This window comes from Micromonospora sp. NBC_01740, assembly GCF_035920365.1.
Lineage (GTDB): Bacteria > Actinomycetota > Actinomycetes > Mycobacteriales > Micromonosporaceae > Micromonospora > Micromonospora reichwaldensis.
The window spans coordinates 2300521-2314984 of the sequence record NZ_CP109150.1; the positions used below are offsets into that span (position 1 = coordinate 2300521).

Genomic DNA, 14464 nt, shown 5'->3' on the forward strand with positions numbered 1-14464 from the left:
CATGTCCACCATGGCTGTCGAAGACGTCGCGGTCGCCCCCGTCGACCAGGGATTCTGGACCCGTACCCGCAAGGTCGGCGCCGTGCTGCTCGCCCTCGGCCTGCTGGCGACGGTGCTGTTCGGGGCGCTCGCCACCGGCGAGCAGGCCCGCTTCACCCTCAGCGAGGACACCGCCGGCGCCGCGCTCGAGATCCACGGCACGGTCGGCGCGATCCTCTTCGGCCTCGTCGCGGTCGCCGCCGGCGTCGCGATGCTCGCCGGGCTGCCGAAGCGCTGGTTCACCCTCGTGCTCGGCGTCGGCCTGGTCGGCTTCGTGCTGTCGTTCCTCTGCTGGCAGGTCTCCGACGCGCCGCCCGGGCAGAACTTCATGCCGCTGGTCAACATCCTCCGGAACACCTTCATCCTGGCCCTGCCGCTGATCTTCGGCGCCCTGGCCGGCGTGCTCTGCGAGCGCTCCGGCGTGGTCAACGTCGCCATCGAGGGCCAGCTGCTGATGGGCGCCTTCAGCGGCGCGCTCTTCGGCAGCCTCTCCGGCAGCGTCTGGGTCGGCCTGGTCGCCGCGGCGATCGGCGGCGCGTTCATCTCGCTGCTGCTGGCCGTCTTCTCGATCCGCTACCTGGTCGACCAGGTCGTCATCGGCATCGTGCTCAACCTGCTGGCCGTCGGCGTCACCGGCTTCCTCTACGAGCGGCTGATGCAGACCAACGCCCAGAAGTACAACAGCGCCCCCCGGTTCGGCAACTGGGAGATCCCGCTGCTGTCGGACATCCCGCTGCTCGGCCCGGCGCTGTTCCGGGGCAACATCTTCCTCTACCTCGGCCTGCTGCTGGTGCTGGTCATCCACATCGCGCTGTTCCGCACCCGCTGGGGCCTGCGCACCCGTTCGGTCGGCGAGCACCCGACCGCCGCCGACACGCTGGGCGTCAAGGTGCTCGGGCTGCGCTACCGCAACGTGCTGCTCGCCGGGGTGGTCGCCGGCATTGGCGGCGCCTCCTACACGCTGGCGCTCTACTCGTTCACCAAGAACATGATCGGCGGCAAGGGCTTCATCGCCCTGGCCGCGCTCATCTTCGGCCGGTGGAGCCCGACGGGGGCGCTGCTCGCGGCGCTCTTCTTCGGCTTCGCCGACCAGCTCGCCACCTACCTGGGCGCCATCAACAGCGTGATCCCGAACCAGTTCCTGGCCATGCTGCCCTACCTGGCGACCATCCTGGCGGTGGCCGGGCTCGTCGGTCGGGTCCGGGCGCCGGCCGCCGACGGCAAGCCGTACATCAAGGGCTGACGGGGGAGTACCACATGGAGATCGACTGGGAGCGGCTGCGGGCCGCCGCCACCGAGGTGATGCGGCACGCGTACGTGCCGTACTCGAAGTTCCCGGTCGGGGCGGCCGCGCTTGTCGACGACGGCCGGGTGGTGGTCGGCTGCAACGTGGAGAACGCCGCGTACGGCGTGGTGCTCTGCGCCGAGTGCGGCGTGGTCTCCTCGCTGCACGCCACCGGCGGCGGCCGGATCGTGGCCCTGTCCTGCGTCGACGCCACCGGCGAGCCGCTGATGCCGTGCGGCCGGTGCCGCCAGCTGCTCTGGGAGCAGGGCGGCCCGGAGTGCCTCATCGAGGCGAGGGGCGGGCCGCTGCGGATGGCCGAGCTGCTGCCGCACGCCTTCGACGTGACCGACCTGGAGGCCGTGACGGGGGAAGCCCCGGTGCCCGTGGTGCCGGAGCGGCTGGCCGCCTGGCGCGGGCGCGGCACGGTCTTCGTGCACCCCGACCTCTCCGCCGGCCAGCAGGTCTGGACCGGCTACTGGGAGCGGTCCGCGGGCGACGACGACGGCGCCGAGACCGGCGTGCTGGAGGAGGGCCCGAGCTGGGACGAGCCGGCTGAGGCGATCGCCTGGGGCCTCGCCCGTACGCCCCGGGTGGTGGTTGTGGACGCCTCGGGGGCGATCTTCTGGGCCGGCGAGGGTGAGCCGCCGATGGAGATCCCGGTCCGCTGGGGTTGAGCTTTGGGGCTCGGGCCGACCGTGCCCGGCTCCGGGCGGTCAGGCTTGATCCCTCCGCCGGGCACGGTCGGCCTGAGCCCTCGGTGGTCGCGGTCCGCGTGCCGGTATCTGCATACGACTAGGAAGATCTTTTCTGATGAGTGCTTTCACGGCGGTTGACGTCATCCGGGTCAAGCGGGACGGGGGTGTGCTCTCCGACGCGCAGATCGACTGGGTGGTGGACGCGTACACCCGGGGGGTGGTCGCCGACGAGCAGATGTCGGCGCTGGCCATGGCGATCCTGCTGCGCGGCATGACCGGGCCGGAGATCGCCCGGTGGACCGCCGCGATGATCGCCAGCGGGGAGCGGCTCGACCTCTCCGCCGTCGACCGGCCGACCGTCGACAAGCACTCCACCGGCGGCGTCGGCGACAAGATCACCCTGCCGCTCACCCCGCTGGTCGCGGCCTGCGGTGCCGCCGTGCCGCAGCTCAGCGGCCGGGGCCTCGGGCACACCGGCGGCACGCTGGACAAGCTGGAGTCGATCCCGGGCTGGCGGGCGGCGCTGGGCAACGACGAGTTCACCGCCCAGCTCCGGGACGTCGGCGCGGCGATCTGCGCGGCCGGCGCGGGGCTCGCGCCCGCCGACCGCAAGCTGTACGCGCTGCGCGACGTGACCGGGACCGTCGAGGCCATCCCGCTGATCGCCAGCTCGATCATGAGCAAGAAGATCGCCGAGGGCACCGGCGCGCTGGTGCTCGACGTGAAGGTCGGCTCCGGCGCGTTTATGAAGTCCGTCGAGCAGGCCCGCGAGCTGGCCCGGACGATGGTGGAGCTGGGTGGCGCGCACGGCGTACGGACCGTCGCCCTGCTCACCGAGATGTCCACCCCGCTGGGCCTGGCCATCGGCAACGCCGTCGAGGTGACCGAGTCCGTCGAGGTGCTCGCCGGGGGCGGTCCCGCCGACGTGGTCGAGCTGACCCTGGCGCTGGCCCGCGAGATGCTCGACGCGGCCGGGCTGCCGGACGTCGACCCGGCGGCGGCCCTGCGTGACGGCCGGGCGATGGACTCCTGGCGGGCGATGATCCGCGCCCAGGGCGGCGACCCGGACGCCCCGATGCCGACCGCGAACGAGGTCGAGATGGTCCGCGCGGACACGGACGGCTTCGTCGCGGCGATCGACGCGTACGACATGGGGGTGGCGGCCTGGCGGCTCGGCGCCGGGCGGGCCCGCAAGGAGGACCCGGTCAGCGTGCCGGCGGGGGTCGTGCTGCATCGGCGTCCGGGCGACCCGGTGCGGGCGGGCGACGTCCTCTTCGAACTGCGGGCGGAGGACGCCGCCCGGATCCCGGCGGCCCGGGAGGACGCCGCGCGGGCGGTACGGATCGCGCCGACCGCACCCGCCGCGACGCCGCTGGTCATCGAGCGGATCGGCTGAGCGCGGCGGTCACCGGGGCGGCATGGTGCCGGCCCGCTCGGACCGCTATCCTCCCTGGCCAGGGGGGACAACCGGCGCCGAGTCGTCGCGAGCAGACAGGAAATTTCGCCGTGACCGTACCTGCCCCCGATCCACGGGAGGTGCGTGAGGCGAGCCTGGACGAGCTGTCCCGGCTGGGCCTCCCGCTGCCGCCCGCCCAGTTCCCGCTCGTGTGGGAGCCCGGCGACCAGATCGAGCTCCGTCCCACCGTGGAGATCGAGGCCCGCATCGCGGTGCTGCACCTGATCCTGGCCCGCTGCTTCGGGATGCCGCCGCAGTCGGCGATGAGCTGGCTGCTCGCCTCGCACCTGGTCGAGATGGTCACGCCGCCGGAGTTCCAGTTCGTGACCGGAGGCAAGGGCGACCACCGGTCGTTCGTGCTGCACCACGACGCGCTCTTCGCGCTGGCCTGGGTGCTCGGCCTGACCAAGCAGCTCGACCCGACGCTGCCGGTCGACGAGCGGCTGGTGGAGCGGATGCCGCACATCCACGACGGGGAGACCTTCGGCCACTGGCGGGCCCGGATCCTCACCGCCCCGCAGCACCCCGCCGACGCGGCCGCCCTGCTGGACCTGCACTACTGCCTGGACTGGGCCTACCTGGAGACGGAACGGGCCGGCCGTACGCCGCCGGGGCTGGTGGACGCGAACGCCATCGGTCAGCGCCGGTGGGCCCTGGAGTGGGCGGTGATGCTGCGCGGGCCGTACCACGACGAGCCCCCCGGCTGGGAAGAGGTCGACCTCTCCACCTGACCCGGCGTTCAGCGCGGTGCGGGGCGCCAGACGGTCAGGCGTACCGCGACGGTCACCCGGACCGGCTCGGCGAGGGCGGCGACCCGGGCGGCGAGCCCGGCCGGGTCGGTGTGCCAGGCGCTGGGGCCCATCCCGACCAGCGTCGCGACCTCCGGGCCGGTCAGCGCCAGCTCCCGCCGGTGCAGGGTGGACGCCGCCGGGGTGAAGTGCCCGCCCAGGCTCTCGGCGACCCGGTCCGCCTTGGCCGGGTCCACCCGCAGCAGGCCGAGGGCGCCGACCAGCTCGGTGAGGTGGTCCTCGGCCGGCGTGACCACCAGCAGGGCGCCGGCCGGGTCGAGGACCCGGTGGAACTCCGCGCCGTTGCGCGGCGCGAAGACGTTCAGCAGCACGGCCGCGCCGGCGTCGGCCAGGGGGAGTCGCTGCCAGGTGTCGGCGAGCGCCGCCGCCGCGCGCGGGTGCGCCCGGGCGGCCCGGCGCAGCGCCGGCTTCGACACGTCCAGGGCGAGACCCGCCGCGGCCGGCAGCGCCGCCAGCACCGCCGCGAGGTGCCGGCCGGTCCCCGCCCCGGCGTCCACCACCAGGGGGTACGCCCCGTCGGCGCGCGCCTCGGCGACGTGCCGTACGGCCTGGGTCGCGGCGGCGGCGAGGGCGGCCGAGACGAGGTCGTAGTGGCCGGCGGCGAGGAAGTCGGCGCGGGCGGCCACCATCTCGGCGGTGTCCCCGGCGTGCGGGGCGCGGCCGGCGAGCAGGTTGACGTAGCCCTGGCGAGCCACGTCGAAGCTGTGCCGGCGCGGGCAGCGCAGCGCACGGGCGCCGCCGGTGGCGACCTCGGTCAGCGGCTCGGCGCAGACCGGGCAGCGGAGCCGGTCCACGATGCGGGGGTCCACCGGCTCATTCTCCGGGTCGGGTGAGGTGGTCGACCACCCGGTGGGTGAGCGCGTCCAGCGCGGCGACCTCGTCGGGGGTCAGCAGGTCGATGAGGTGTCGACGGACGGCCGCCACGTGACCGGGGGCGGCGGCCTCGATGGCGCGCCGGCCCTCGGCGGTGAGTACGACGACGGCGCCGCGCCCGTCCGAGGCGCACTCCTCGCGGGTGACGAGGCCGCGCTGCTGCATCCGGGTGAGGTGGTGGGAGAGCCGGCTGCGCGACCAGAGCATCCGGTCGGCCAGCTCGCTGAGCCGCAGCCGCTGGTCGGGTGTCTCCGAGAGGTCGGAGAGCACGTCGTAGTCGGGCTCGGAGAGCCCGGCGTCGCGCATCAGCTCGCGGGCCAGCTCCAGGTCGAGCAGGCGGCGCATCCGCCGGTAGCCCCGCCAGGCGTTCTGCTCGCGCTCGTCCAGCCAGCGTGGTTGTGCCATGCCGATCATCCTAGCTATCTGGTTGACATGTCATCAACCTGCCTCCTACGGTGAGTGACATGTCAACCAGATTGCCGGGCCGGCTGGCCCGACTCACCGCCGCCCTCGCCCCGCTGCGGGTGACGGCGTGACCGCCCGGCTGTGGGAGCTGTTCGGCGAGCGCGGCCGGGGCGTGCTGGTGACCCTGCGCCGCGACGGCCGGCCCCAGCTGTCCAACCTCGACTTCCTCGCCGAGCCCGGCCTGATCCGATGCTCCACCACCGACGGCCGGGCCAAGGTGCGCAACCTGCGCCGCGACCCGCGGGCCAGCCTGCACGTCACCACCGCCGACGGCGGGGCCTACGCGGTCGCGGAGGGCGTGGTCACGCTCACCCCGCCCGCGGCGGCGGCCGGTGACGCCACCGTCGAGGAGCTGGTCGAGGTCTACCGGCGCATCCGCGGCGAGCACCCCGACTGGGCGGACTACCGGGCGGCGATGGTCGCCGACGGCCGGCTGGTGCTCCGGCTCGCCGTCGAGCGGCTGTACGGCTGGCGTCCCTGACCGGATCCCGGCCGGTCCCGTCGGCCGCTTCCCGTGCGGCCGACTAGGGTCTGAGCATGGTCGCGACAATCCGTTACGAGGACATCGTCAAGGTCCCGAAGGCGCTGCTGCACGATCACCTCGACGGCGGCCTGCGGCCGGCGACGATCGTCGAACTGGCCGCCGAGGTGGGGCACGAACTGCCCACCACCGACCCCGAGGCGCTCGGCCGCTGGTTCGTCGAGGCGGCCGACTCCGGCTCCCTGGAGCGCTACCTCGAGACGTTCGCGCACACCGTCGCCGTCATGCAGACCGCGTCGGCGCTGCGTCGGGTGGCCCGGGAGTGCGCCCAGGACCTGGCCGCCGACGGGGTGGTCTACGCCGAGGTGCGGTTCGCCCCGGAGCAGCACCTGGAGCGGGACCTCACCCTGGACGAGGTGGTCGAGGCGGTGCTGGCCGGCTTCGTCGAGGGCACCGCGCTGGCCGCCGAGGAGGGCCGGCAGATCCGGGTCGGCACGCTGCTCACCGCGATGCGGCACGCCGCCCGGTCGCAGGAGATCGCCGAGCTGGCCGTCCGGCACCGGGACGCCGGGGTGGTCGGCTTCGACATCGCCGGTGCCGAGGCGGGCTTCCCGCCCACCCGGCACCTGGACGCCTTCGAGTACCTCCAGCGGGAGAACTTCCACTTCACCATCCACGCCGGCGAGGCGTTCGGCCTGCCGTCGATCTGGCAGGCGATCCAGTGGTGCGGGGCGGACCGGCTCGGCCACGGGGTGCGGATCGTGGACGACATCACGCCCGGCCCGGAGCCGGTGCTCGGCCGGCTGGCCGCGTACGTGCGGGACAAGCGGATCCCGCTGGAGCTGTGCCCGTCCTCGAACGTGCAGACCGGCGCCGCCCCCTCGATCGCCGAGCACCCGATCGGGCTGCTACGGGACCTGCGGTTCCGGGCGACGGTGAACACCGACAACCGGCTGATGAGCGGCACGTCGATGTCCCGGGAGATGGCCCTGCTGGTGGACGCCTTCGGCTACGGCTGGAAGGAGCTCCAGTGGTTCACCATCAACGCCATGAAGAGCGCCTTCATCCCGTTCGACGAGCGGCTGAAGATCATCGACGAGGTGATCAAGCCCGCGTACGGCAAGCTGCTGGGCTGACCACGGCGGGCCGCCGCGTTCCGGCGGTCCGGTCAGGTGCGGTGCGGGTGGCCGGCGAGCAGGCCGGCCACCGCGCGCAGCACCTCGCCCGCCCGGGCCGCCTCGGCACCCAGGCCGGTCTGCCGCCGCAGCACCGCCGGCTCGGCGCGCAGCAGCGCCAGGCCGCGGCGCACCAGCACCCCGGGCGCCTTGCGCTGCTCGGCGAGGTCGCGCGCCAGCCGGCGGACGAAGGTCGCCCCCCGGGGGCGCCGCAGGGCGTACGCCCCGGCCAGGACCCCTCTCCGGCGGCACTCCTCGACGATCTCGGCCGCGAAGATCCCTTCGGCCACGAAAAGTGGCGAACCGGCGACCTCGAATGGCCGGGTGGACACCCGACGGTCCGCACCGATCGCATAAACCGGCACATCGGCCTTGCCCTCCCTGGCCAGTCGGGCAATCGTCTCCACGGCCGCTGCGGCGTCCCAGGAGCGCGGGGACTCCCAATCCACCAGGCCGTTTCGTCGCGGCAACGTAGGGTCGTCACCGTCCTTGTAGAAGTCGTCCAGACAGAGCACCGGAAGACCGGTTCGCTGCGCTATGTACGACTTTCCGGACCCGGATGGACCGGCGAGCAGGACAACGCGATGGGGCTGCTTCATTACCTTCAGTGACTCCGGCCAGACGGATTGCTATCAAATTGCATCAACATCTCATCACACCGCTGGCTGCGGCCAACCTGGGCTTTCTCTTTCGCAGGTAGCGTGATGGAATCTCGGATGGTCCGGCCCGCAGGGTCGGCCGCTGGTCCTTGTCCAGGGGCAACGCGGATCCAGAAATCGCGAGGGCGGTGACGTGAGCAAACGGCCAAAGCCGGCGGGCTCCTTCCTGTCGCGTCTGCGCCGGCCGGCCGGTCGGTTCCGCGACATGCCGATCTGGTCCAAGCTCGGTCTCATCATGATCGTGCCGACCATCGCCACGGTGGTCGTGGGCACCAGTGGTCTGGTCGACCACCTGGAGACCCTCAACAACGCCAACCGGGCCGGCGACCTGGCCAACCTCGTCGGCTACTCGGGCGACCTGGTCGACACCCTCCAGGACGAGCGGACCAACGCGCTGCGCCTGCTGGGCGTCCCGCGCGGCCAGGACAACGCTCGCTACAAGCAGGCGTACGAGCGGGCCAACGCCGAGGTCGACGAGGCCAAGAAGTCGTACTCCCAGCAGCGGGCCGAGGTCGAGGACCTTCCGGCCAACCTCGACGGTCTGCTGGGCGAGATCGACCAGACGCTGACCGACCTGCCCGGCACCCGCAGCCAGGTCTTCAACGGCAAGCTCGGGCTCGTCCCGGCCATGCAGGCCTACGACGGCCTGATCGACGACCTGATCAGCATCCGCGACTCGGCCACCCAGCTCGCCGGCGACAACGAGCTCAGCGACAAGATGCGCGCGTCGACCGCCACCGCCCGGAACAAGGAGTTCCTCTCCCGCCGCCGCGACGTGGTGCACCGGGCGTTCATCCAGCAGCGGCTCACCCCGAACCTGCGCAACGAGTACATCGCCACCAGCACCGGCTCCAGCCAGTGGCTGCAGAGCTTCCAGGTGGTGGCCAGCCAGCCCGAGCAGGAGTACTACGCCCAGGTGGTCGCCGGCCCCGACCTGCGCGAGGCGAACACCTACAACAGCTGGCTCAACGGCATCACCACCGCCGACAGCCTGACCGGCGCCCCGTTCGACGCCGACCAGTGGGACGCGGCGATGGTGGCCAACGCCAAGCTGATCCGCACGGTCGAGACGAAGATCGACCGTGAGGTCGTCGCGGGCGCCGAGAACCTCCGCTCGGACGTGCAGCGCCAGGTGTTCCTGGAGACCGGCCTGCTGCTCAGCATGCTGCTCCTGGCGATCCTCTTCGCCTACCTGGTCGCCCGCTCGATGGCCCGCTCCCTGCGCGACCTGCGCCAGGGCGCCCTCTCCATCGCCCAGTACGGCCTGCCCCAGGCCGTGGCCCGGCTGCGCGACCCCAAGGTGACCGGTCAGCTCTCCCCGGTGCAGCTCGCCAACCAGATCGCCGAGCCGCTGCCGGTGCGCAGCAAGGACGAGTTCGGCCAGGTGACCGAGGCGTTCAACGCGGTCCACCTGGAGGCCGTCCGCACCGCCGCCGAACAGGCCGCGCTGCGCGCGTCCGTCGCGACGATGTTCGTCAACCTGGCCCGCCGCTCGCAGATCCTGGTCGACCGCCTGATCGGTCACCTCGACCGGCTGGAGCGCGGCGAGGAGGACCCGGACCGGCTGGCCGAGCTGTTCCAGCTCGACCACCTGGCCACCCGGATGCGCCGTAACGACGAGAACCTCCTGGTGCTCGCCGGCGCCGACTCCACCCGCGTGCAGCGGCAGCCGGCCGCGCTGATCGACGTGCTCCGGGCGGCCCAGTCCGAGGTCGAGCACTACACCCGGATCGAGTTCGGGGTGATCGACCGGGACATCGAGGTCGCGGCGCACGCCGTCAACGACCTGGTCCACCTGGTCGCCGAGCTGTTCGACAACGCCACCGCCTTCTCGCCGCCGGACTCGCACGTCATGGTGGAGGCCCGGCGCGTCGGCGACCGCGCGTCGCTCTACGTGGAGGACCGGGGCATCGGGATCAGCCCCGACCAGCTCCACGACCTCAACGAGCGGCTCGCCACGCCGCCGCAGGTCGACGTGGCCGTCTCGCGGATGATGGGCCTGGTCGTGGTCGCCCGGCTGGCGTCCCGGCACGGCGTCAAGGTCGAGCTGCGTCCGGGCACCGACCGGGGGACCGTCGCCGAGGTGGTCATGCCGACCTCGGTGCTCGTGCCCCGGGCGCTCTCCGGCCGCCCGCAGTCGTCGCCCGCGCTGCCGGCGCCCGGCCCGCAGTCGCACGGCCCGGCTCCCGCCTTCGGCGCGCTGCCGGCGCTCGGCAACGGCCCGGCCAACCCGATGCCCACGCAGCGCCCCGGCGAGTCCGGCAACCAGGTCACCCTGGGCGGCCGGCCGTTCGACCCGGCGCCGCGCAACGGGGCCGGCACGCCGACCGGCTCGACGCGGTCCATGCCGGCCTGGTCGGACCTGACCGGCGCCAGCGGCTTCAACGGCGGCGAGGCCTACCGGCCGCGCACGTCGAACGGCGAGCCGATCGACCCGCTGCCGCAGCGCCGGTTGACCGACGACCAGGACGCCACGGGCCAGCAGCAGGCCGTTCCCCGGCAGCTGCCCAGCAGCCCCGAGGCCCGGCCGTACTCCGTCCCGCCGGTCTCCGCGCCGCCCGTGCCCTACGCGGGCCCGCCGGTGTCGACCCCGCCGGTTCCCTACTCCGCGCCGCCGGTGTCCAGCCCGCCGGTCTCCGGCATGCCGGTCTCGGCGTCACCCGTCTCCGGCCACCCGTACTCGGGCCCGCCGGTCTCGGCCGCGCCGTACTCCGGCCCGCCGTACTCGCCGCCGTCGACCGGCCCGCTGCCGCAGCGCCCGGCCCCCGGCATGCCGGGTCCGAGCACGCCGGCGCCGCCGGCCTGGCCGCCGGTCGCCGGTGCGGACCGGGACGTGGCGACCCCGCCGGTGCCCGAGCGGCTGGCCGCCGCGCTGGACATGACGACCGAACTGCCGCGGGTGCCGCGCTCCGGCGCGCCGACCCCGGCGGCCCAGGCTCCCGCGCCGGCGGAGCGGTCGGCACCGGCCGTCCCGCAGGCGCGACCGACCACGCCGCCAGCCCAGACCCCGCAGCGGTACGCGGACGAGACGATGGAGCTGCCGATCTTCCGGGAGCTCGAGTCGGCCTGGTTCCGTACCCGCCGCCCGGGGCCGGAGGAGGCGGCACCGGCCGCCGAGAAGACGCCGACCAACGGTGCACCGACCCAGCAGTTCGCCCGGGTCGACGCCGGCGGTCGGGCCGTGCAGCCGACACCACCCGGGACGACAGGTAACGCACCGATGGCAGACACTCCGGCGGCCGGAGGAGCGCCGCGCGAGAACGGACCGACGACCAACGGGGGTGCCCGCCCCGGCGTCGCCGACAGCTTCGGTCACCGCCGGTCCTCGCAACAGACCGGGGGTTGGCAGACCGCGGCCGACGACGGGTGGCGCGCCGCCTCGGCGGCGACCGAGGTGCCCGTCGCGGCGACCACCTCGACCGGTCTCCCCAAGCGCACCCCGATGGCGCAGCTGGTGCCCGGCGCGGTGGAGAAGCCCACCACCTCGGTGCAGCGGCGTACGCCGGAGGCTGTCCGAGGCCTGCTTTCGGCCTACCATCGGGGCGTGCAGCGGGGGCGTACGAACCCGTCGGACAGCAACCCGACCAGCCCGGAGGCGACTCCGGGAGGGCAGCAATCCTCGCAGTCTGGCTCAGGCCCAATGGCCGGGAGCGGGCAGAAGGAGCAAGAACGATGACAACTACGCAGGATCTCGGTTGGCTGCTGGCCAACTTCGCCGACCGGGTACCCGGTGTCGCGCACGCGGTCGCCGTCTCCGCGGACGGACTGCTCCTCGCGTCGTCACGGGACCTCCCGCGGGACCGGGCCGATCAGCTGGCCGCGATCGCGTCCGGTCTGGTCAGCCTCACCCAGGGCGCGGCCCGCTGCTTCGAGGGAGGCGCGGTGCTGCAGACAGTGGTGGAGATGGACAATGGCTTCCTGTTCCTGATGTCCATCTCGGACGGATCGTCGTTCGCGGTGCTCGCCGCCCGCAGCAGCGACGTGGGACAGGTGGGCTACGAGATGGCCCTGCTGGTCGACCGGGTGGGCGACGCGTTGACCCCGCAGCCACGCGCGGCTGCGGGAATGCTGGGCTGACGACACGTTGACCCGTGAGGTCGGCGGGGTGACAACGACAACGACGACGACGGCTCCATCCGGGGCCGGTGCCGGGTGCGAGGGAGGTGAGCGGCGACATGGTCGATCGTGACGAGCCGACCGGAGCGTTGGTCCGTCCATACGCCGTTACCCGTGGTCGTACCCGCCCCCGCCTCGACATCGCGCTGGAGGCGCTCGTCGAGACGACGGTGCGCGGCCGCGCCGCTGCCAATGGCAACGGCGCTCAGGGCCGCGAGCACCAGTACATCGCTGCGCTGTGTGATGGACGTGTGCAGTCGCTCGCCGAGATCGCGGCGCGGCTGCAGCTCCCGCTCGGTGTGGCACGGGTGCTCATCGCCGACATGGCGACGGACGGCCTGGTCGCGGTCCACGAGCCGACCATTCTGGACGACTCGGACGACGCGGTGGGCACTGAACTGCTGGAGAGGGTGCTGAGTGGACTTCGCAGGCTCTGACATGTCGCACCGCCCGCCGACCCCGAGTGGGCGCGTGACGTCGGCGAAGATCGTTATCGCCGGTGGATTCGGCGTCGGCAAGACGACGCTGGTCGGCTCGGTCTCGGAGATCACGCCGCTGACGACCGAGGCCATCATGACCTCCGCCGGCGTGGGCGTCGACGACACCCGGCAGGTGCCGGGCAAGACGACGACCACGGTGGCGATGGACTTCGGCCGCATCTCGATCGACCGTGACCTGATCCTGTACCTGTTCGGTACGCCGGGGCAGACCCGGTTCTGGTTCATGTGGGACGAGTTGGTCCGCGGCGCGATCGGCGCGGTCGTGCTGGTGGACACCCGCCGGCTGGCCGACTGCTTCGCGGCGATCGACTTCTTCGAGCACCGGCGGCTGCCGTACCTGGTGGCCATCAACTGCTTCGACGGGATGCAGTACCACGACCCGCAGGACGTTCGGGACGCGCTCGCGATCCCCGGCGACGTGCCGGTGGTGGCCTGCGACGCCCGTAACCGGGAGTCGACGAAGCACGTGCTGATCTCGCTGGTCGAGTACGTGCTGACCATGCGGCGCTCGCGCGCCGTGGCGCCGGCCTGATCGCTGCGACGCGCCCGGTGACGGCCTCGGCCGCCACCGGGCGCTCGTTGCTGCCCGCACCAGGGTGGCGCGGGGTCAGGACACCCGCGTCCAGGCACCCGCGTTGACGGTGTAGACGCCCAGTGAGCCCTGGTCCATGCCGCCGTGCCGGATGGGGGTGAAGGAGTACATCCCCGCCATCCCCTCGGTGACCTGGTTCTGCAGGAACGCCCGGATCCGTCCACGGTCGACGCTGGTGGACAGCCGCGCCGCGTCGGCGACCAACTGCACCGCGTCGGACGCGTACGGGGCGAAGCCGCTGAACCCGCCGTGCAGCTGGACGTAGCGGTAGACGAACTCCTTGCGGTCCAGCGCCGACATGGTGGTGTTGGCGAGCATCGCCCCGCCCAGCGAGGTCGGGTGGACGGCGTACGCGCCCTCCAGGAGGGCCGCGTTCCCGCCCTCCAGGGTCTGCTCGGCGACCCCGCCCGCGTCGAGGAACACCGGCCCGTCGTAGCCGGCCCGGCGCAGCGCCCCGACTGCGGCGGCCGAGTCCGGTGCGGTCGCCCACACCACCACCCCGTCGGGGCGCGAGCCCGTCGCCGCGCGGGCCGCCCGGCGGAGGTCCGTGCCGGTGCGGGGCAGCCGGGTGGCGGTGCTCAGCGCCACCCCCGCCGTCCGCAGGGCGCCTGTCATGGCCCGTACGCCGGAGTCGCCGTGCAGGCCGTCCGCGGCCAGCAGCGCCACCCGGGAGAGCCGCTGCGAGGCGATGAGCCGGGCGAGCCGTCGGGCCATGTCGCCGGCGTCCGGGGTCATCTTGAAGACGTACGTCCGCTGCGCCAGCGGCAGCACGATCCCGTCGCCGAAGGCGAGTGAGAGGAACGGCACCCGCTCCTTCTGCGCCACCCCGGCCAGGGCCATCGAGGTCTCGGCCATGGTGCCGCCGACCAGGGCGTGTACGCCGCCCTCGCGGGCCAGTGCGGTGGCCTGCCGGGCCGCCAGCGCGGGGTTGCCGGCGTTGTCCCGCACCTCCAGCCGTACGGCGCGGCGGAGGTTGCCGATCGGCACGCCCTTGGCGTTGAGCGATTCGAGGGTGATCTCCAGCGCCCGCTGCTGGAGGACGCCGAGCGCGGCGCCGGGACCGGTCAGCTCCAGGCTGACCCCGACCAGCAGCTCCTGACCGCCCGGTGCGACGGCCGTGGCGCGACCGCCCTCGCCCGTCTCGCCGCGCCCGCAGGCGCCGAGCAGGAGCGTGCCGGCCGTCGCGGCCAGCAGGCCCCGACGGGTGAACACGGAGGGGCCGTTCGCCGATGTCGCCATGAGTCGCCTTCCCACCCGGCGACCCCTGCCGCCGGCTGTTCCGCCGGTATGCTCCCGGCCGCCGCGACATGGCGTCAAAT

14 protein-coding genes are annotated in these 14464 nt (G+C 73.4%); 10 read left to right on the forward strand and 4 right to left on the reverse strand.

Annotation, left to right across the window (positions count from 1 at the left end; all coding sequences use genetic code 11):
• The first annotated feature begins 1 nt into the window (after position 1).
• The 4 genes from OG989_RS11125 to OG989_RS11140 all read left to right on the forward strand — a co-directional run bounded on the left by OG989_RS11125 (position 2) and on the right by OG989_RS11140 (position 4206).
• Positions 2-1282 (forward strand): ABC transporter permease, encoded by a 1281-nt coding sequence (locus OG989_RS11125; protein ID WP_327030451.1) that lies wholly within the window; start codon positions 2-4, stop codon positions 1280-1282.
• A gap of 14 nt (positions 1283-1296) precedes the next feature.
• Positions 1297-1998 carry a cytidine deaminase gene (locus tag OG989_RS11130; RefSeq protein ID WP_151454468.1) on the forward strand — a complete coding sequence of 234 codons (702 nt, stop codon included), beginning with the start codon at positions 1297-1299 and terminating at the stop codon, positions 1996-1998.
• Between the two features lie 136 nt (positions 1999-2134).
• Positions 2135-3415 (forward strand): thymidine phosphorylase, encoded by a 1281-nt coding sequence (locus OG989_RS11135; RefSeq protein WP_327030452.1) that lies wholly within the window; start codon positions 2135-2137, stop codon positions 3413-3415.
• A 110-nt stretch (positions 3416-3525) separates the two neighbouring features.
• The gene (locus tag OG989_RS11140) at positions 3526-4206 is read left to right on the forward strand and encodes a DUF4272 domain-containing protein (protein WP_132231450.1); all 681 of its coding nucleotides are present in this window, start codon (positions 3526-3528) and stop codon (positions 4204-4206) included.
• 8 nt (positions 4207-4214) lie between these two features.
• Here the strand turns inward: OG989_RS11140 and OG989_RS11145 are convergent, their stop codons facing one another.
• Complete coding sequence (locus OG989_RS11145; RefSeq protein WP_327030453.1) at positions 4215-5093, reverse strand: putative RNA methyltransferase; 879 nt, start codon at positions 5091-5093, stop codon at positions 4215-4217.
• Positions 5094-5097: 4 nt separating this feature from the next.
• Complete coding sequence (locus OG989_RS11150; protein ID WP_151454472.1) at positions 5098-5562, reverse strand: MarR family winged helix-turn-helix transcriptional regulator; 465 nt, start codon at positions 5560-5562, stop codon at positions 5098-5100.
• Positions 5563-5689: 127 nt separating this feature from the next.
• On the opposite strand from OG989_RS11150, the gene OG989_RS11155 reads away from it, so the two are divergent.
• Both OG989_RS11155 and OG989_RS11160 read left to right on the forward strand, forming a co-directional pair.
• Positions 5690-6103 (forward strand): PPOX class F420-dependent oxidoreductase, encoded by a 414-nt coding sequence (locus OG989_RS11155; protein ID WP_327030454.1) that lies wholly within the window; start codon positions 5690-5692, stop codon positions 6101-6103.
• 56 nt (positions 6104-6159) lie between these two features.
• Positions 6160-7239 carry an adenosine deaminase gene (locus OG989_RS11160; protein WP_132231438.1) on the forward strand — a complete coding sequence of 360 codons (1080 nt, stop codon included), beginning with the start codon at positions 6160-6162 and terminating at the stop codon, positions 7237-7239.
• 32 nt (positions 7240-7271) lie between these two features.
• Here the strand turns inward: OG989_RS11160 and OG989_RS11165 are convergent, their stop codons facing one another.
• The gene (locus OG989_RS11165; protein ID WP_311413734.1) at positions 7272-7610 is read right to left on the reverse strand and encodes a hypothetical protein; all 339 of its coding nucleotides are present in this window, start codon (positions 7608-7610) and stop codon (positions 7272-7274) included.
• 460 nt (positions 7611-8070) lie between these two features.
• Here OG989_RS11165 and OG989_RS11170 point away from each other — a divergent pair, with 460 nt between their 5' ends.
• From OG989_RS11170 to OG989_RS11185, 4 genes are all read left to right on the forward strand, one after another.
• A complete protein-coding gene (locus OG989_RS11170) occupies positions 8071-11613 on the forward strand; it encodes a sensor histidine kinase (RefSeq protein WP_327030455.1) in 3543 nt (1180 codons plus the stop codon).
• Complete coding sequence (locus tag OG989_RS11175; RefSeq protein ID WP_007455462.1) at positions 11610-12014, forward strand: roadblock/LC7 domain-containing protein; 405 nt, start codon at positions 11610-11612, stop codon at positions 12012-12014. The genes OG989_RS11170 and OG989_RS11175 overlap by 4 nt, the downstream gene beginning before the upstream one ends.
• Positions 12015-12112: 98 nt before the next feature.
• Positions 12113-12490: a DUF742 domain-containing protein gene (locus OG989_RS11180; protein WP_151454479.1), complete on the forward strand. Its 378-nt coding sequence runs from the start codon at positions 12113-12115 to the stop codon at positions 12488-12490.
• A gap of 1 nt (position 12491) precedes the next feature.
• A complete protein-coding gene (locus OG989_RS11185; protein WP_132231432.1) occupies positions 12492-13085 on the forward strand; it encodes a GTP-binding protein in 594 nt (197 codons plus the stop codon).
• 75 nt (positions 13086-13160) lie between these two features.
• Here the strand turns inward: OG989_RS11185 and OG989_RS11190 are convergent, their stop codons facing one another.
• Positions 13161-14384: an ABC transporter substrate-binding protein gene (locus tag OG989_RS11190; RefSeq protein WP_327030456.1), complete on the reverse strand. Its 1224-nt coding sequence runs from the start codon at positions 14382-14384 to the stop codon at positions 13161-13163.
• Positions 14385-14464 lie beyond the last annotated feature (80 nt).

Excerpts from the sequence above, each read along its gene's own strand:
- OG989_RS11130 (WP_151454468.1), top strand. The coding sequence starts at position 1,297 with ATGGAGATCGACTGGGAGCGGCTGCGGGCCGCCGCCACCGAGGTGATG.
- OG989_RS11180 (WP_151454479.1), top strand. The coding sequence starts at position 12,113 with ATGGTCGATCGTGACGAGCCGACCGGAGCGTTGGTCCGTCCATACGCC.
- OG989_RS11125 (WP_327030451.1), top strand. The coding sequence starts at position 2 with ATGTCCACCATGGCTGTCGAAGACGTCGCGGTCGCCCCCGTCGACCAG.
- OG989_RS11190 (WP_327030456.1), bottom strand. The coding sequence starts at position 14,384 with ATGGCGACATCGGCGAACGGCCCCTCCGTGTTCACCCGTCGGGGCCTG.
- OG989_RS11175 (WP_007455462.1), top strand. The coding sequence starts at position 11,610 with ATGACAACTACGCAGGATCTCGGTTGGCTGCTGGCCAACTTCGCCGAC.
- OG989_RS11160 (WP_132231438.1), top strand. The coding sequence starts at position 6,160 with ATGGTCGCGACAATCCGTTACGAGGACATCGTCAAGGTCCCGAAGGCG.
- OG989_RS11185 (WP_132231432.1), top strand. The coding sequence starts at position 12,492 with ATGTCGCACCGCCCGCCGACCCCGAGTGGGCGCGTGACGTCGGCGAAG.
- OG989_RS11135 (WP_327030452.1), top strand. The coding sequence starts at position 2,135 with ATGAGTGCTTTCACGGCGGTTGACGTCATCCGGGTCAAGCGGGACGGG.
- OG989_RS11150 (WP_151454472.1), bottom strand. The coding sequence starts at position 5,562 with ATGGCACAACCACGCTGGCTGGACGAGCGCGAGCAGAACGCCTGGCGG.